This is a genomic window from Klebsiella sp. HN106 (assembly GCF_051209435.1).
GTDB lineage: Bacteria > Pseudomonadota > Gammaproteobacteria > Enterobacterales > Enterobacteriaceae > Klebsiella > Klebsiella oxytoca.
On sequence record NZ_JBLURD010000011.1, the window covers coordinates 153,334 to 170,000 of the forward strand.

Sequence of the window (16,667 nt, forward strand, 5' to 3'; positions counted from 1 at the left end):
TCATACACAATCATGACTTTCTTAATTGTACTGGTTTTTAGGCCGCATATAAAAAGGCCGGAATAATCCGACCTGATATTTTATTTCTGATCTGCTGCGGGTCCACAGCCGCCTATCATCTTGGAAATAGAAATTGCAGGATGAAGGAGATAGTCATAACTGCATGTTTTATTTTTGTTTTCAATGTGGCCGGTGCAGGCAGTGAGCGACGTGAGAACTGCCGCTAATGCAGCGAACCTGAGCATGTTTTTCATAAGATAATCCCTGTCGTATGATATATAATATATTTGACTTTCCATTGCTAATAAGAAACGGCTTTTGAGTCATTTCTTATTTTTGATTTAATAGGATTTTATTTTGGGTGTCAAATTTTCAAGGATTAAATTAACTTAATTGCTTTTTAAATATTATGGAATATATTTGCGGCAAGATTATGTTGAAAGAAAATATGGCCCAATATTAATGGTAATAGTGGGCCAGGAAGATTAGTGATTTGAGAACCAGTTCAGCTTGTCGCGCAGGCCGACAACGCGACCGACAATAATCAGCGCGGGGCTGGCCATTTGCTTCGCCAGAATATCCAGCTGTTCTAACGTACCGGTGACCACCTTCTGGGTTATCGCCGTGCCGTTCTCAACGATGGCAGCGGGCATATCCGCCGCCATGCCGTGGGCAATCAGTTTTTCCCGGATCGCCGGAGCCTGGTTCAGGCCCATGTAGAACACCAGGGTCTGTTTCTCTACCGCCAGGTTTTCCCAGTCCAGTTCGCCGCCGGTCTTAAGGTGGCCGGTGACCAGGCGCACGCCCTGGGCAAAATCCCGGTGAGTCAGGGGGATGCCGGAGTAGGCGGAACAGCCAGAGGCCGCGGTAATTCCCGGTACTACCGAGAAAGGAATACCCGCATGACACAAAGTTTCCAGCTCTTCGCCGCCGCGACCAAAGATAAACGGATCGCCACCTTTCAGGCGAACAACGCGTTTTCCACCCTGGGCTTCGCGCAGCAGAATCTGGTTAATCTCTTCCTGCGGTACGCAGTGGTAGCCCGAGCGTTTTCCCACGAAGACCCGATCGGCATCGCGGCGCACCAGATTCATGATGTCGTCGGAGACCAGGCGGTCATAAACCACTACATCGGCCTGCTGTATTTGCTGAAGGCCTTTGAGGGTCAGCAGTCCGGCGTCGCCAGGACCTGCGCCTACCAGCACTACTTCGCCGCGATGATCCAGCGGCTCGGTCAGCAGCTGCTCCGTAGCGTCCGCGACGGCCTGGCGGTCCTCGTTGGCCAGCGACTGCGCCAGCCTGTCGTTAACAAACAGCTTCTCCCAGAAGCGTCGGCGCTCGCCGACGGTGGCAAACTGCTTCTTCACCCTTGAACGCAGCTGACCTGCATAGTGGGCCAGCTGGCCTAAATGTAATGGCAGAACCGACTCCAGCTTTTCGCGCAGCAGGCGCGCCAGCACCGGCGAGGTGCCGCCGGAAGAGACGGCAACCATCAGCGGTGAACGGTCGATAATCGACGGCATAATAAAGCTGGCTTGCTGAGGCGCATCGACCACGTTGCAAAATATTCGCCTTTCTTCCGCTGATTCGCTGACCTGTTGATTAACCGCTTCGTTATCGGTAGCAGCGATGGCCAGCCAGCAGTTATCCAGCAGCGCAGGATTAAACTCGCCCTGGACCAGGGTTAGCATGTTTGCATCGGCCCATACCTGGAATTGCGGCACAAAATCCAGGGCATTAACCGTCAATCTGGCGCCAGCGTCCAGTAACAGGCGAGCTTTACGTTCAGCCACATCGCCGCCGCCGACTAACAAACAGTCACGATCGCGTAATTGGCAAAATATAGGCAAATGGTCCACGACATTCCCTCTTAATTATTGGCAGCAGCCTTAGAATCTGGCTATCAGGCTATTTTATTTGTCAGGTTGAACCTGGGCAGTGCTCACACAAAATTCATCGAGTTTTGAACGCCCTTTAGGGCGGCCCGAAGGGTGAGCGTAGCGAATCATCCTCACGTACTACGTGTACGTTCCGGTTGTTTCGCGCTGTCCGCGTTCAACCTGCCTTCACCGATTACGCCTACTGAGCCAGACTCTCAGTCTCGTTAGTTTTTTCCGGGGCGGGGCGCTCCGATTTCGGCGTAGCATACCAATAACCCAATCCCATAAATACGACACCGGACAAAGTATTGCCGAGTGTTACCCATAACAAATTGTGACCTATTCCCGCAAGGGTATACGCATCGCTGTGATGGCCAAACCAGGAGAGGGCAAAAAGCGTCATGTTGGCGACGGAGTGCTCATAGCCGGACGCGATAAACGCCAGTAGACACCACCAGATGGCGATAAATTTGGCCGCGCCCTCGGTACGAATCGCCATCCAGATCGCCAGACACACCAGCCAGTTACACAGCGCGCCTTTGAAAAAGAGCGCCATCGCGGATTGGCTGGTTTTTGCCAGCGCGACGGTATGCACGAGGCTGCTATCGACCGGCAGCAGGCTGCCGCTACCCCAGCAATACAGCAGCGCCACGAAAACCGAACCCAGCAGATTACCCATCCAGGTCTGGGGCAGAATCGCCCACATCTGACTCTGGCTGATGGTGCCCGCTTTCACGCCCAGCGTAAGGAACATGGTGTGGCCGGTGAACAATTCAGAGCCGGCGATAATCACCAGCGTTAACGCAATGCCAAAGGTGGCGCCCATCACCAGCGGGCGGACCGCAGGATCGAGCAGGTTGCCGAGGGTAAAAATAAGAATGATGCCGAGGCCGACATAGGCTCCCGCCATCATTGAGCTGACCCAGAAGCTGATTGGATTATTGGCCGAAAGGCGCGCAATGCGGGCGGCGTTGGCCGCGCACTTGTTTATTGTGTCCGTAAACATAGGATTTCCTTTAACACCTCATCCTTTGCGCTGCTTCCTGGTTGGCAGCCTTCGCGACGCAGCACAGATGATGTTGTGTCATCAATTGAAGGTAAAAAATTTAAAAAAAAGGGAGGCGTTGCGCCTCCCTTAAATTGCTTAACCGCGTAATTGCACGATGCCGTCTTTCACTCGGGCTTCATAGTGCGCCACCGAATGGCTTTCATCTTCCATACACAGGCCGTCACGCAGGCGGAAGCGCTGCTTTTTCAGCGGGCTGGCCACCCACAGCTCGCCCTGATGCTCGGCGATCAGGCCGCGAGAGAGGACGCTGGACTCGAAGAACGGGTCGATATTGCTAATCGCAAACACTTGGTCACCGTGATACGGGCGGAAAATCGCCACTTGTTTATCGCCTAACAGCGCGCAGACGCCGGTTTCCGGCAGGATGTCATCGAGTTTGCAGATATTTTTCCACTGGCTCATGCGTTTTCCTCCACCAGAGTTACCGGGATACGTTCGTACGGCGTGGCCGGGCGATGTTGCTCACGCTCAGGCACGACCTGGACGTTAGGGTCGCGCTTGTCGCTGTTGATAAAGTGTTTGAAGCGTACCTGGGCCGCTGGCGAGTTAACGGTTTCTGTCCACTCGCAGACTACCGCTGCACGCAGGCGAGCCATCTCTTCTTCCAGATGCTCGTTCAGTCCCAGCTTGTCGTCGATGATGACCGACTTCAGATAATCGATGCCGCCTTCCAGGTTATCTAACCACGGTGCGGTACGGGTCAGTTTGTCGGCGGTACGGATATAGAACATCATGAAGCGGTCGAGATATTTCATTAATGTTTCGCGATCCAGATCCGCTGCGAGCAGATCCGCGTGGCGGGGTTTCATACCGCCGTTACCGCAGACGTAAAGGTTCCAGCCTTTCTCCGTGGCGATGATGCCGACGTCTTTACCCTGAGCTTCCGCGCATTCGCGGGTACAGCCCGAGACGCCAAACTTCATTTTGTGCGGCGTACGGATGCCTTTGTAGCGGTTTTCCAGCTCTACGCCGAAGCCGACGCTATCGCCCACGCCGTAGCGGCACCAGGTGCTGCCTACGCAGGTTTTCGCCATTCGCAGCGCCTTAGCGTATGCGTGACCGGTTTCGAAGCCCGCGTCGATCAGCTGACGCCAGATTTCTGGCAGATCGTCTTTTTGTGCGCCAAACAGGCCGATACGTTGGGAGCCGGTGATCTTGGTATACAGGTTAAATTCACGAGCGATGCGGCCCACCGCCACCAGCCCTTCCGGGGTGATTTCACCGCCGGCAGAGCGAGGAATAACGGAGTAGGTGCCGTCTTTCTGGATATTGGCCAGGAAGTTGTCGTTGGTATCCTGCAGCGGGGTGTGCTGCGGTTTCAGAATATATTCGTTCCAGCAGGAGGCCAGCAGCGAGCCAACGGTCGGTTTACAAACCTCACAGCCGTAGCCTTTACCGTGTTTTGCCAGCAGCTCTTCAAAGGTTTTGATGCCTTCCACGCGGATGAGGTGGAACAGTTCCTGACGGGAGTACGCAAAGTGCTCGCACAGGTTATTGTTGACTTCGATGCCCTGTTTCGCCAGTTCGGCGTTGAGAACCTGAGTCACCAGCGGGATACAGCCGCCGCAGCCGGTGCCGGCTTTGGTTTCTGCTTTCAGCGCCGCCACGGTGTGGCAGCCTTTATTAATAGCGGCAATCAATGCGCCTTTGGTGACGTCAAAGCAGGAGCAAATTTGTGCGCTGTCCGGCAGTTTATCCACGCCAATTGACGGCTTACCGCTGCCCGCGTGCGCCGGGAGGATCAGCGAGTCCGGGTTTTCCGGCAGTTCGATCGCATTGAGCACCAGCTGCAGCAGATTGCCGTAATCGCTGGTGTCGCCCACCAGCACCGCACCGAGCAGAGTTTTATTATCTTCACTCACGATGAGGCGTTTGTAGACCTCTTTGCTTTCGTCGAGATAAACGTAGCTGCGCGCGCCTGGCGTGCGTCCGTGAGCGTCGCCAATCCCGCCGACGTCAACGCCCAGCAGCTTTAGCTTGGCGCTCAGATCCGCGCCTTCAAAGGCGTTTTCTGTTTTCAGGATATGGTCAACGGTAACCTGGGCCATTTTATAGCCCGGGGCGACCAGGCCATAAACGCGGTTATTCCAGCTGGCACATTCCCCGATGGCGTAGATATCCGGGTCAGAAGTCTGACAGGCGTCATTGATCACAATGCCGCCGCGTGGAGCGACTTCCAGACCGCACTGGGTGGCCAGCTTATCGCGCGGGCGGATACCGGTAGAGAAAACGATGAAGTCAACTTCCAGCTCGCTGCCGTCGGCAAAACGCATGGTTTTACGCGCTTCGCGTCCTTCCTGGACAATCTCTTTGGTATTTTTGCTGGTGTGCACCCGCACGCCCATGCTTTCAATCTTACGGCGCAGCTGTTCGCCGCCCATCTGATCCAGCTGTTCCGCCATCAGCATGGGGGCGAATTCAATGACGTGGGTTTCAACGCCGAGGTTTTTTAGCGCCCCAGCGGCTTCCAGGCCTAACAGACCGCCGCCGACGACGGCGCCGCGCTTGCTGCGACGGGCGCAGGCTTCAATAGCGTTCAGGTCTTCAATAGTGCGATAAACAAAGCAGTCCTGAGTTTCAGAACCTTTTATCGGCGGGATCCACGGATAGGAGCCGGTTGCCATAATCAGCTTGTCATAGAAAACGGTACGGCCTGCGCTGGAGTGGATGACCTTCTCCTGGCGGTTGATGGTAATGGCGCGTTCACCGACCAGTACCTTAACGCCGTGCTTCTCGTAGAAACCTTCCCGTACCAAAGAGAGCTCTTCGGCAGTATGGTGAGAGAAGTAGGAGGAGAGGTGTACGCGGTCGTAGGCGATACGGGGTTCTTCACAGAAGACGGTAATATCGAACAGGCTGGCGTCGGATTTATCAAGAAGGTCCTCAATAAAGCGGTGGCCGACCATACCATTACCAATGATAGCGAGTCTGACTTTGCTCATTTTTGCCTCGATTTCTTTTATATTACCGCCTACCTTAACGATTCAGCCGCGACACTTATTGATGCAAATCAATTACACCTTTACCTACTACTTAAGTGGTATGTTTATGATTTGTCAGTATTTTTATAAGTAACGGAAAACGCTGGCTTTTCCTTTTTGCTTTTTTTATGTACAAAATTAGCAACGGATACCCACGGCGGGTTGAGTAAAATTTCAGCAACAATTACGGGAGTCATCGATATGACAGCAGCGCCGCTTTGGTTAATTGAGAACGTTCGTCTGCCCGATCGCGAAGGGTTATGGCAGATAGCGATAGACAAGGGGCGCTTCGGGGATATCACCCCTATGGGGGAGGCGCGCAAAGAGAATTTTGAAGTGCTGAATGCGCGCGGCGGGCTGGCCATCCCCCCTTTTATTGAACCGCATATTCACCTCGATACGACCCAGACCGCCGGCGAGCCGAACTGGAATCAGTCCGGTACCCTGTTTGAAGGGATTGAGCGTTGGGCGGAGCGTAAGGCGCTGTTGAGCCATGAGGACGTGAAAGCCCGCGCCTGGAAGACGTTGAAATGGCAAATTGCCAACGGTATTCAGTTTGTGCGCACCCACGTCGACGTTTCCGATCCGACGCTGACCGCGCTCAAAGCCATGCTGGAGGTGAAGCAGGAAGTCGCGCCGTGGGTAGATTTGCAGATTGTCGCCTTCCCACAAGAGGGGATTTTATCCTATCCCAATGGTGAGGCTCTGCTGGAAGAAGCCCTGCTGCTGGGCGCCGATGTGGTGGGCGCCATCCCGCATTTTGAATTCACTCGCGAATATGGCGTGGAGTCCCTGCACATCGCTTTTCGTCTGGCGAAAAAGTATCAGCGGCCTTTAGATATCCACTGTGATGAAATCGATGATGAACAGTCGCGATTCGTTGAGACCGTGGCGGCCCTGGCGTTAAAAGAGGGGATTGGGCCGAGAGTGACCGCCAGCCATACCACCGCGATGCACTCCTACAATGGCGCTTATACATCACGTCTTTTTCGTTTGCTGAAACTGTCCGGCATTAACTTCGTGGCTAACCCGCTGGTCAATATTCACCTTCAGGGACGGTTTGACGACTATCCGAAACGCCGCGGCATCACGCGCGTGAAGGAGCTGATGGCGGCGGGCATTAACGTCTGCTTTGGCCATGACGATGTCTTTGATCCCTGGTATCCGCTGGGAACCGGCAACATGCTGCAGGTGCTGCACATGGGGCTGCACGTTTGTCAGATGATGGGCTATCAGCAGATTAACGATGGACTCAAGCTGGTGACGGAAAATAGCGCGCGAACGTTTGGCCTGAGCGATTACGGTATTGCGACGGGGAACACGGCGAATCTGGTGATTCTCCCTGCGGAAAACGGGTTTGAGGCTGTGCGTTGTCAGGTTCCGGTTCGTTGGTCAATTCGCCAGGGGAGAGTTATCGCTACCACGCAGCTGGCGCAAACCTGGGTACAGATGGATCGGGGCGGGGAGGAGCTGTTCTTTACCCGAAATAGCCCCTTTGCCGGAACAAAGGGGCCTGAGGCTTAGTGCGATTCCGCTGCCGCGTTGTTCTGGCGGTGGCGGGAGACGAAGCCGAGGATCAGACACATCACAAAGACCACGGCATAGAGGCCGTTAGCGGTATGCAGCGCTGCCAGCGGTCCGCTGGCGGCAACGATAGGGCCGGTAACGACGAAAGTCAGCATGGTACCCACGGTGCCGCAGGTCAGAATGAAGTTCACCAGCTTCGGCGACGACACTTTAGTTTGCAGTGACCCCAGGGTGATGATCGACGTATAGATGGCGCTGGAGAAGAAGCCGAGGGTGAGAATAAACCACGGCATATGCTCCGGCGAACCGTTAATAAACAGATACATCAGCACCGTCGCCACGCCCGCCAGCACGGTCAGGATACGCTGCAGGTCAAAGAAGCGCAGGATGAAGCTGAATGACCACATGCCGATCATGTACGACATCCAGAAATCGCTTACCAGCTTACCCGCATCGCCAAGGCTCATGCCCAGGCCTTTGGCGTATTCCGGTACCCAGGAGATGAACCCCAACTGGCCGAGGATGTAGCACAGGGCGGCGATGGAAAGAAACAGCACGCCGATACCCCATTTTTCTTTCACGACCGGCTGGCTATCCTGCAGGGCTTTTTTGCCCAGGACCGGGAATTCACAGCCGAAGGTCAGAATGAAAATAGCGACGTAGACCAGGCCGATGCAGGCATAAACCCAGTACCATTCGATGCTGCGCGCCAGCAGATAGGCGGCCAGCATCGGGAAGATCATCCCCGCCATGCTGAAGAAGGAGTCGGTGAACAGCAGCCGCGCGCCGCGCTGACGACCTTCGTACATATGGGTAATCAAGAAGGTACCAATCGACATGGTGATCCCGCTGACCAGCCCAAGCACGAACATCGAGGCGGAAAACAGCGCCAGGCTATGGCTGAACATCAAACCGGCGACGGCCAGAATCATCAGGATAAAGCCAAAGCGCAGTTGCGTTTTCAGCGGAACAATTTCCATCAGCCAAGCGTTCAGGAAGATAGAGATCAGGATACCGGCATTAAGAAAGGTAAAGGTGTTGCTCATGCTGGAGACGGGCAGATGAAAATAATCTGCGATGTTTCCCATCACCATCCCGGTGACAATCACCAACGCGCCGGTCAGGGCGTAGGAGAAGAAGCTGATCCATGTGAGCTTGATACGATTGCTGTTAGTCATGACAGGCCTGTGAATAGAAATGTAAAGCGCGTTGACTCTGCGCCGGGCGGACAGATTTTATGCGTTAGCGTGATTCAAGCAAACGTTTATTCTGAAATTTATAGTTTTTTGCAATTGTTAGTGTGACTTGTATCACATTTGATTATTTGGCGGAGCGCCTGGCCCATCGTTACAAGTGTTTCAGCTAAGTAAAATTAGGTAAAAGGCTAGCCCAGGATGCAAAGGCTCTTTAGAATCAAAGCACTCGGTTTTTATTCTGCTCCGTTAAGGAATTTCCATGCTCAAATCAACTCTCGCGGCGGTGGCTGCCGTTTTCGCCATTTCAGCATTTTCCCCGGCCATGGCGGCAAAGGGGGATCCTCATGTGTTGCTGACCACGTCTGCGGGCAATATTGAGCTTGAGCTGAATAGCCAGAAAGCGCCCATCTCGGTTGATAACTTCCTCAAGTACGTGAACAGCGGTTTTTATAACAACACCACTTTTCACCGTGTGATCCCGGGCTTTATGGTGCAGGGCGGCGGCTTTAACGAACAGATGCAGCAGAAACAGCCTAATCCGCCGATTAAAAATGAAGCCGACAACGGTCTGCGCAACACGCGCGGCACCATCGCCATGGCGCGTACTGCCGATCAGGACAGCGCCACCAGCCAGTTCTTTATCAATATTGCGGATAACGCCTTCCTCGATCATGGCCAGCGTGATTTCGGCTATGCGGTGTTTGGTAAAGTAGTCAAAGGCATGGACGTCGCGGATAAAATTTCTCAGGTGCCGACTCACAACGTTGGGCCGTATCAAAATGTTCCGTCCAAACCTATCGTTATTCTTTCCGCAAAAGTACTGCCGTAATCTTAATTGCGCGGGTAACGCTCACCCGCGCATTCCCCGCTTCCCTGCGAAATCGCTTTTTGCCGCTTATACTTGTGGCTACTGCGGACATGTCAGGGAGGTGTTAAATGAAAAAGCTCACCGAAAAACAGAAATCCCGACTCTGGGAGGATCGACGCAACGTGAATTTTCAGGCCAGCCGGCGGCTGGAGGGCGTCGATATTCCGCTAATCAACCTTACTCCCGAAGAAGCCCTGGCGCGTATTGCGGCGTTAAGGAGCCACTATGAGCGATAAATTTGGTGAGGGCCGGGATCCTTATCTTTACTCCGGTCTGCAGGTCATGCGTAACCGCTTAGGTATCCGCCAGGCACAGCGCCTTGAGCAGGCGGCGTGGGAGCTGACCGCGCTACGCGCGGCAACCATCGAACTCGGGCCACTGGTGCGCGGCTTGCCTCATCTCTGCGCGATTCATCGCCAGCTCTATCAGGATATTTTCGACTGGGCGGGACAACTGCGTGAAGTGGATATCTATCAGGGCGACACCCGTTTCTGCCATTTCGCCTATATCGAAAAAGAGGGGAACACGCTCTTTCAGGCCCTGGAAGAGGAAGGCTATCTGGTGGGGCTTGCTCAGGATAAATTCATTGAACGTCTCGCTCATTACTACTGCGAAATTAACGTCCTGCATCCTTTCCGAATCGGCAACGGCCTGGCGCAACGCATTTTCTTTGAACAACTGGCTATTCATGCTGGCTATACGCTGGACTGGCGTGATATTGCCGTCGATGTATGGAACCAGGCCAACCAGAGTGGCGCAATGGGCGACCTTTCTCCACTGCAGACGATATTTCGTAAAGTGGTAAGCGAAGCTGCGGAAACTGAGTAGAATAGCGCGGTTCTTTGTTCCCGGAGCCGCTATGATCCTGCTTATCGATAACTACGATTCTTTTACCTGGAATCTGTACCAGTATTTCTGCGAACTTGGGGCAGAAGTGCAGGTCAGGCGTAATGACGAGCTGACGTTAGCGGAAATTGTTGCGCTGGCGCCCGCGAAAATCGTTATTTCGCCGGGGCCCTGCACGCCGAATGAGTCCGGGATTTCGCTGGCGGTTATTCGCCACTTCTCCGGCAAGACGCCAATCTTAGGCGTTTGCCTGGGCCACCAGGCGATAGCCCAGGTTTTCGGCGCCGCGATCGTGCGGGCGGCCAAAGTCATGCACGGGAAAACGTCCCCCATTAGCCATCGTGGCCAGGGGGTATTTCGTGGCCTCAATAATCCGCTAACCGTGACCCGCTACCACTCCCTGCTGATTGACCCGCTAACGCTGCCTGAATGCTTTGAGGTGACCGCTCGCAGCGAGGAAGGTGAGATCATGGGCATTCGCCACCGCGAATTCGACCTTGAGGGCGTGCAATTTCATCCGGAGAGCATTCTCAGCGAACAGGGCCACCAGCTGCTGGCAAACTTCTTCAATCGGTGATTTGTAGTTGCCATGGGTTGATTTTTTATGCATATTTTGTGATTAGATTATCATAATCACTATCGCATAACGAAGAGGGATGGGCACGACATGGCAACTGAACAACCGGCGATCACCCGCGCGACATTCGATGAGGTTATTTTGCCAATTTATGCACCGGCGGAATTTATTCCGGTGAAGGGCAAAGGAAGCCGGGTATGGGATCAGCAGGGGAAAGAGTACGTTGATTTCGCCGGGGGTATTGCCGTGACTGCGCTCGGACATTGCCATCCGGCGCTGGTGGCGGCACTCCATGAACAGGGTGAAAAGCTGTGGCATACCAGCAACGTTTTTACCAACGAACCGGCCCTGCGCCTGGGGCGTAAGCTGGTTGATGCGACGTTCGCCGATCGCGTCGTGTTTATGAACTCCGGAACCGAAGCCAACGAAACGGCTTTTAAGCTGGCGCGCCACTATACCGTCACTCGCCATAGTCCGTACAAAACCAAAATTATTGCCTTCCATAACGCATTCCACGGTCGATCGCTGTTTACCGTCTCCGTTGGCGGGCAGCCGAAATATTCCGATGGTTTTGGGCCTAAACCGGCCGATATCGTTCACGTGCCGTTTAACGATTTACACGCGGTGAAAGCCGTGATGGACGATCATACCTGCGCGGTGGTGGTCGAGCCGATTCAGGGAGAAGGCGGCGTGACCGCAGCGACGCCGGAATTTCTGCAAGGCTTGCGCGATCTGTGCGACCAGCATCAGGCTTTGCTGGTCTTTGATGAAGTTCAGTGCGGTATGGGGCGCACGGGCTCGCTGTTTGCTTATATGCACTATGGCGTGACGCCGGATATTCTGACCAGCGCCAAGGCGCTGGGCGGCGGTTTCCCAATCAGCGCGATGCTGACCACCCATGACATCGCCAGCGCGTTCCACGCCGGTTCTCATGGATCGACCTACGGCGGTAACCCACTGGCCTGCGCGGTGGGCGGAGCGGCGTTCGATCTGATTAACACACCGGAAGTGCTGGACGGCGTCACCGCGAAGCGCGAGCTGTTTGTTGAGCACCTTCAGCAAATTGACGCGCGGTTCGATCTGTTCAGCGATATCCGCGGCATGGGGCTGCTTATCGGCGCCGAGCTTAAGCCGCAGTATCACGGGAAGGCGCGCGATTTCCTCTACGCCGCCGCAGAGGCTGGTGTCATGGTGCTCAATGCCGGACCGGACGTGATGCGCTTTGTACCGTCGCTGGTGATTGATGATAGCGATATTGCTGAAGGCATGACGCGCTTTGCCCAGGCTGTTGAGCGGGTGCTCAGCGCTTAGTGGCGCGCAGCCAGATGCCATGATGCGGACGCTGACGCCATGCCACCGATGAAATCGTGTGCATGGTGTTCAGATGCCCGAGGATGCGCTGCAGATGCTGCTCCATTGTACTGAGCGGGCCGCGAGGAACCTCCGCATCCTGCGCCTCCATGATATTCACATCCCCTGCGCTGCCCGGCCCATCGGAATCCAGCCGCTGCTGGCAGCGCTGGAGCGCAATCTCGCAGGACTCCAGATAACGTTGCGCCAGATCTGGCGTGAGCATATTGTGCTCGCGCGCCAGGGTGGTCATGGCGTTGATATGCTCGACAATAAACTGGCTGTGGGTAACCCACAGCTTCATATCTTCCAGATAGTGCGAGTTAAAACCGGGTTCCTGCATTGCCTGATTCAGCGAGTTAAACAGCGCGTTATGCGCCTGGTTGACGCGCATTCGCTGATAGGCCAGCGCCGGGGCCTGATGGTCGTCGCTGAGGATCAGCCTGATAGCATCCTGATCGGCTTCCAGCGCATCGTGGGCATTTTTGCGCAGCAGGCCGCTTTGCCATTGCGGCCATAGCCAGACCATACCCCCGAAGGCGATCAGGCAGCCAATCAGCGTATCAATCAGCCTGGCAACGATAAACTGTTCGCCGTTCAGGGTGAGTAGCTGCAGGGTATACACTGCCGTTACCGTAAATCCGACCATCGCCCAGCCGTAGTTCTTGCGGATAATCAGATAGCTTAACAGCGTGATAAAGAGCATCGCGGTCAGCGTATAGCCTTCAGGGACGTGAAAGTGCAGCGTCAGTCCGGCAATGACCAGCCCGGCAATGGTTCCTGCAGCCCGGTGGACGATGCGTACTCGGGTGGCGCCGTAGCCGTTTTGCGTCACGAACAGAACCGTCATCAGGATCCAGTAGGGTTTTGGCAGGTTTAGCGCGCTGCCCATCAGGCTGGCGACGCTCAGCATCACGCTGATACGCGCCGCATTTCGTAAGGCCGGCGACTTAAGCGACAGATAGTTTTTCAGGGCAGGCAGCAGCGGCAGGCGACGGGTTTTATCCGCCATCAGGTTACGCGCGTACAGCGGCCGCTGGGTGCGCAGAACCCGGGCAATACGGCTGAAATGCCAGGCGCAAAACTGCCCGACCGGGTTATCGGGATGCTGCCAGGCGATTTTTTCCAGCGCACCGATCTGTTTATCCATCTGAAAGCGCTGAGGATAACGATGGTAAAGGAGATCGTCCGCCAGCACCCGCAGGCGGGCGGCAACGGTTTGCGCGTTCCAGCGAATCACCGCTTCCGCATGGCTGCGCTCCACCAGTTTTTGCACCTCTTCCGGCTGATGAAGGCTGACGGAAATATGCTCCTGCAGGTCCAGTCCAACCTGGAATGCGCGCAGCAGGCGTTTATGATCGCTGCGCTGGTTGGCCGCCAACATATGCATCTGCTGATAGCACTGGGTTATCAGATCTACCACCTTTTGCTGTCGATTAAGCAGCGGCGGCAACGATGTTGAGGGGTCCGTATGCTGGGTAAGCAGACTGTATTTGGCCTCGCAATAATTGGCCAGCTCGCGATACAGCAGACTTAAGGATTCGCGCAGCGGCTGTTCGCGCCAAAGCCAGAACCAGACCCAGTTAAAAACGCCATACCATAACGTCCCGAGCGCGTAGATCAGCAGCGGCTCCCAGATCGGCATGTTGCCCGCGAGACTGAGCGTAAATATAGCCGCGATAAGCGAGGCGGGCAGCAGCCTTGCGTGCAGAGAGCTGATTTCGGCCGTGACGCCGAGGATGAGCGCCAGACCCGTGAGGATCAGCGGCAAAGGTATTTCTCGCTGCAGAAGGAGTTGAACGATAAGGCTACTGCCGGCAAACAGGCAGCCGCCGATAATCAGGCGTTTAAAGAAACGCTTATGCGGTGTATCCAGCCCGGCAACGTTGCAGCAGGCGGGAACAAGAGAAAACAGCAGCCCCTGCTGTAGATGACCGAACAGAAGCCCTATCGCAACCGGCAGACACAACACCAGCGTTTGCCGCAGTGCATAGTTGACTTCCGGGTGGTAAATCAGCCTGCGCCACATGAGGGGAAAACAAAAACGGCGTATTGTCAGGCAATACGCCGTTTTACCGACTTAACGGGTACCGTAGACGACGATAGTTTTACCGTGTGCCGAGATCAGGTTTTGATCTTCCAGCATTTTCAGGATGCGGCCAACGGTTTCGCGAGAGCATCCGACAATCTGACCGATTTCCTGGCGGGTAATTTTAATTTGCATACCGTCCGGGTGGGTCATCGCATCCGGCTGTTTTGCCAGGTTCAGCAGCGTCTGGGCGATACGACCAGTCACGTCGAGGAAAGCGAGGTTGCCCACTTTTTCCGACGTAACCTGCAGACGGCGCGCCATCTGCGAAGAGAGACGCATCAGGATATCCGGGTTAACCTGGATCAGCTGACGGAATTTTTTGTAGGAGATTTCGGCCACTTCACATGCGGTTTTCGCACGTACCCAGGCGCTACGCTCCTGACCTTCTTCAAACAGGCCTAATTCACCGATGAAATCGCCCTGGTTGAGGTAAGAGAGGATCATCTCTTTACCTTCTTCATCCTTGATGAGTACAGCCACGGAGCCCTTAACGATGTAGTACAACGTTTCTGCTTTTTCACCCTGGTGGATCAGCGTGCTCTTTGATGGGTACTTATGAATGTGGCAATGAGACAAGAACCATTCAAGGGTAGGGTCTGTTTGCGGTTTGCCAAGCACCATGCGCGGTTATCCTCTGTTATAAGCTATCTCCGGGTGCCGACACTACACGGCATCCGGGCATGCAATCGTATTGAATCCCTATACCTGGGAATCCGGCTGAAAGTGTTCTGCAGCCTGTAATGTGAACTCCTCTGCATACATGCAGTACATCAATGTATTACTGTAGCATCCAGACTGTTTTAGCATAGCTTTCGCCGCATGTCTCCTGGTGTCTCGCTTCAGCATGACCCAGGTCGCCTTCCGTTGCGAGAATTGTTATCTACGCGTAATCTGTCAGGAAAATTACAGCCCTGGAGTTAAATTTATGCAAGCGCGAGTGAAGTGGGTTGAAGGGTTAACCTTCATCGGTGAGTCGGCTTCTGGCCACCAGATTCTGATGGACGGTAATTCCGGGGATAAAGCGCCCAGCCCGATGGAAATGGTGCTAATGGCGGCAGGCGGGTGCAGCGCGATTGACGTGGTTTCCATTTTGCAGAAGGGGCGTCATAACGTCACCAACTGCGAAGTTAAGCTGACCTCGGAGCGTCGCGAAGAGGCGCCGCGTCTGTTTACCCATATCAATCTGCACTTTATCGTGACCGGTAAGGAGTTAAAAGACGCGGCCGTTTCCCGCGCCGTTGACCTGTCGGCGGAAAAATACTGCTCGGTGGCGCTGATGCTTGAGAAGGCGGTAAACATTACTCACTCTTATGAAGTGATCGAAGGATAAACGGAACCGACCCCGGTAGGTTATGTTGCCGCCGGGGCGATCGCAGCTAGCTTATTTTCTTGCCTTCCATCAGCCGTTCAACCAGCGGCGCCATAATCAGCTCCATCGCCAGCCCCATTTTTCCGCCCGGTACCACCAGCGTGTTCATATGTGAGATAAACGAACCCTGAAGCATCGCCAGAAGCCACGGAAAATCGATATTTTTCAGGTTGCGGAAATGAATCACCACGAAGCTTTCATCCAGGGAAGGGATGGCTTTGGCCGCAAAGGGATTGGACGTATCCACCGTGGGGACGCGCTGGAAGTTGAGATGGGTGCGCGAAAACTGCGGGGTGATAAAGTTGATGTAGTCCTCCATCGAGCGGACCACCGAGTCCATCACCGCCTCCCGAGAGTGGCCGCGTTCGCTGGTGTCGCGGATAAGCTTCTGGATCCACTCAAGATTGACGATGGGCACCACGCCGACCAGAAGGTCGACATGGTTTGCGACGTTGTGCTGCGGCGTCACGACGCCGCCGTGCAGGCCTTCGTAAAAGAGGACGTCAGTCGGCTCGGGCAGCGGCTGCCAGGGCGTGAAGGTCCCCGGAACCTGGTTCCACGGCACGGCTTCGTCATAGGTATGTAAATACTTGCGCGACTGGCCTTTGCCGCTTAGCCCATACTCAGAAAACGTCTGTTCCAGCAGGCCAAAGTCGTTGGCCTCTGGGCCGAAGTAGCTGATATGTTTGCCCTGATCCCGCGCTTTGCGGATCGCCATGTCCATTTCCGGGCGGGTGTAGCGGTGAAAGCTATCCCCTTCGACTTCAGCGGCATGCAGATTCAGCTGGGCGAAGATTTTGCGGAAAGCGAGGCTGGTGGTTGTGGTACCCGCGCCGCTGGAGCCCGTGACGGCAATCACCGGATGTTTGGCAGACATAACAACTCCCTGGATAAACGATAGTGTGTGCCGCC

General features: G+C 54.8%; 16 protein-coding genes. 7 read left to right on the forward strand and 9 right to left on the reverse strand.

Annotation, left to right across the window (positions count from 1 at the left end; genetic code table 11):
* Window positions 1–80 precede the first annotated feature (80 nt).
* The 5 genes from ACSIPU_RS22045 to nirB all read right to left on the reverse strand — a co-directional run bounded on the left by ACSIPU_RS22045 (window position 81) and on the right by nirB (window position 5,891).
* Complete coding sequence (locus ACSIPU_RS22045; protein ID WP_016810006.1) at window positions 81–254, reverse strand: YhfL family protein; 174 nt, start codon at window positions 252–254, stop codon at window positions 81–83.
* Between the two features lie 231 nt (window positions 255–485).
* Window positions 486–1,859, reverse strand: coding sequence for a siroheme synthase CysG (cysG, locus tag ACSIPU_RS22050; RefSeq protein ID WP_004106431.1), 1,374 nt, complete (start codon window positions 1,857–1,859; stop codon window positions 486–488).
* A gap of 220 nt (window positions 1,860–2,079) precedes the next feature.
* Window positions 2,080–2,886 (reverse strand): nitrite transporter NirC, encoded by an 807-nt coding sequence (gene nirC, locus ACSIPU_RS22055; RefSeq protein WP_023321706.1) that lies wholly within the window; start codon window positions 2,884–2,886, stop codon window positions 2,080–2,082.
* A 138-nt stretch (window positions 2,887–3,024) separates the two neighbouring features.
* The gene (gene nirD, locus ACSIPU_RS22060; RefSeq protein WP_004106426.1) at window positions 3,025–3,351 is read right to left on the reverse strand and encodes a nitrite reductase small subunit NirD; all 327 of its coding nucleotides are present in this window, start codon (window positions 3,349–3,351) and stop codon (window positions 3,025–3,027) included.
* A complete protein-coding gene (gene nirB / locus ACSIPU_RS22065) occupies window positions 3,348–5,891 on the reverse strand; it encodes an NADPH-nitrite reductase large subunit (protein ID WP_023329054.1) in 2,544 nt (847 codons plus the stop codon). The genes nirD and nirB overlap by 4 nt, the downstream gene beginning before the upstream one ends.
* A 240-nt stretch (window positions 5,892–6,131) precedes the next feature.
* Between nirB and ACSIPU_RS22070 the strand changes: the two genes are divergently transcribed.
* On the forward strand, window positions 6,132–7,454 hold the full coding sequence (locus tag ACSIPU_RS22070; RefSeq protein WP_023329053.1) for a cytosine deaminase: 1,323 nt from the start codon (window positions 6,132–6,134) through the stop codon (window positions 7,452–7,454).
* Here the strand turns inward: ACSIPU_RS22070 and tsgA are convergent.
* Window positions 7,451–8,635, reverse strand: coding sequence for an MFS transporter TsgA (tsgA, locus tag ACSIPU_RS22075; RefSeq protein ID WP_004106415.1), 1,185 nt, complete (start codon window positions 8,633–8,635; stop codon window positions 7,451–7,453). The two genes, ACSIPU_RS22070 and tsgA, sit on opposite strands and share 4 nt — an antisense overlap.
* A 277-nt stretch (window positions 8,636–8,912) precedes the next feature.
* Between tsgA and ppiA the strand changes: the two genes are divergently transcribed.
* From ppiA to argD, 5 genes are all read left to right on the forward strand, one after another.
* Window positions 8,913–9,482 (forward strand): peptidylprolyl isomerase A, encoded by a 570-nt coding sequence (gene ppiA / locus ACSIPU_RS22080; protein WP_004854889.1) that lies wholly within the window; start codon window positions 8,913–8,915, stop codon window positions 9,480–9,482.
* A gap of 107 nt (window positions 9,483–9,589) precedes the next feature.
* Window positions 9,590–9,757, forward strand: coding sequence for a YhfG family protein (locus ACSIPU_RS22085; protein WP_004106412.1), 168 nt, complete (start codon window positions 9,590–9,592; stop codon window positions 9,755–9,757).
* A complete protein-coding gene (locus ACSIPU_RS22090; RefSeq protein WP_004106410.1) occupies window positions 9,747–10,349 on the forward strand; it encodes a putative adenosine monophosphate-protein transferase Fic in 603 nt (200 codons plus the stop codon). The genes ACSIPU_RS22085 and ACSIPU_RS22090 overlap by 11 nt, the downstream gene beginning before the upstream one ends.
* Before the next feature lie 31 nt (window positions 10,350–10,380).
* Window positions 10,381–10,944, forward strand: a complete 564-nt coding sequence (gene pabA, locus ACSIPU_RS22095) for an aminodeoxychorismate synthase component 2 (RefSeq protein WP_004106408.1) — start codon at window positions 10,381–10,383, stop codon at window positions 10,942–10,944.
* Window positions 10,945–11,034: 90 nt separating this feature from the next.
* On the forward strand, window positions 11,035–12,255 hold the full coding sequence (gene argD, locus ACSIPU_RS22100) for a bifunctional acetylornithine/succinyldiaminopimelate transaminase (protein WP_004106406.1): 1,221 nt from the start codon (window positions 11,035–11,037) through the stop codon (window positions 12,253–12,255).
* Here the strand turns inward: argD and ACSIPU_RS22105 are convergent.
* Both ACSIPU_RS22105 and crp read right to left on the reverse strand, forming a co-directional pair.
* Window positions 12,245–14,323 (reverse strand): YccS/YhfK family putative transporter, encoded by a 2,079-nt coding sequence (locus tag ACSIPU_RS22105; protein ID WP_049127652.1) that lies wholly within the window; start codon window positions 14,321–14,323, stop codon window positions 12,245–12,247. The genes argD and ACSIPU_RS22105 overlap by 11 nt on opposite strands.
* Window positions 14,324–14,374: 51 nt before the next feature.
* On the reverse strand, window positions 14,375–15,007 hold the full coding sequence (gene crp / locus ACSIPU_RS22110; protein WP_000242758.1) for a cAMP-activated global transcriptional regulator CRP: 633 nt from the start codon (window positions 15,005–15,007) through the stop codon (window positions 14,375–14,377).
* Window positions 15,008–15,311: 304 nt separating this feature from the next.
* Between crp and ACSIPU_RS22115 the strand changes: the two genes are divergently transcribed.
* A complete protein-coding gene (locus ACSIPU_RS22115; protein WP_004106401.1) occupies window positions 15,312–15,716 on the forward strand; it encodes an OsmC family protein in 405 nt (134 codons plus the stop codon).
* Between the two features lie 46 nt (window positions 15,717–15,762).
* Here the strand turns inward: ACSIPU_RS22115 and ACSIPU_RS22120 are convergent, their stop codons facing one another.
* Window positions 15,763–16,632, reverse strand: coding sequence for a phosphoribulokinase (locus ACSIPU_RS22120; RefSeq protein WP_004106399.1), 870 nt, complete (start codon window positions 16,630–16,632; stop codon window positions 15,763–15,765).
* Between the last annotated feature and the right edge of the window lie 35 nt (window positions 16,633–16,667).

Excerpts from the sequence above, each read along its gene's own strand:
- nirB (WP_023329054.1), bottom strand. The coding sequence starts at position 5,891 with ATGAGCAAAGTCAGACTCGCTATCATTGGTAATGGTATGGTCGGCCAC.
- tsgA (WP_004106415.1), bottom strand. The coding sequence starts at position 8,635 with ATGACTAACAGCAATCGTATCAAGCTCACATGGATCAGCTTCTTCTCC.
- ACSIPU_RS22045 (WP_016810006.1), bottom strand. The coding sequence starts at position 254 with ATGAAAAACATGCTCAGGTTCGCTGCATTAGCGGCAGTTCTCACGTCG.
- ACSIPU_RS22105 (WP_049127652.1), bottom strand. The coding sequence starts at position 14,323 with ATGTGGCGCAGGCTGATTTACCACCCGGAAGTCAACTATGCACTGCGG.
- ACSIPU_RS22120 (WP_004106399.1), bottom strand. The coding sequence starts at position 16,632 with ATGTCTGCCAAACATCCGGTGATTGCCGTCACGGGCTCCAGCGGCGCG.
- pabA (WP_004106408.1), top strand. The coding sequence starts at position 10,381 with ATGATCCTGCTTATCGATAACTACGATTCTTTTACCTGGAATCTGTAC.
- ACSIPU_RS22115 (WP_004106401.1), top strand. The coding sequence starts at position 15,312 with ATGCAAGCGCGAGTGAAGTGGGTTGAAGGGTTAACCTTCATCGGTGAG.
- argD (WP_004106406.1), top strand. The coding sequence starts at position 11,035 with ATGGCAACTGAACAACCGGCGATCACCCGCGCGACATTCGATGAGGTT.
- crp (WP_000242758.1), bottom strand. The coding sequence starts at position 15,007 with ATGGTGCTTGGCAAACCGCAAACAGACCCTACCCTTGAATGGTTCTTG.
- nirD (WP_004106426.1), bottom strand. The coding sequence starts at position 3,351 with ATGAGCCAGTGGAAAAATATCTGCAAACTCGATGACATCCTGCCGGAA.
- ACSIPU_RS22090 (WP_004106410.1), top strand. The coding sequence starts at position 9,747 with ATGAGCGATAAATTTGGTGAGGGCCGGGATCCTTATCTTTACTCCGGT.
- ppiA (WP_004854889.1), top strand. The coding sequence starts at position 8,913 with ATGCTCAAATCAACTCTCGCGGCGGTGGCTGCCGTTTTCGCCATTTCA.
- nirC (WP_023321706.1), bottom strand. The coding sequence starts at position 2,886 with ATGTTTACGGACACAATAAACAAGTGCGCGGCCAACGCCGCCCGCATT.
- ACSIPU_RS22070 (WP_023329053.1), top strand. The coding sequence starts at position 6,132 with ATGACAGCAGCGCCGCTTTGGTTAATTGAGAACGTTCGTCTGCCCGAT.
- ACSIPU_RS22085 (WP_004106412.1), top strand. The coding sequence starts at position 9,590 with ATGAAAAAGCTCACCGAAAAACAGAAATCCCGACTCTGGGAGGATCGA.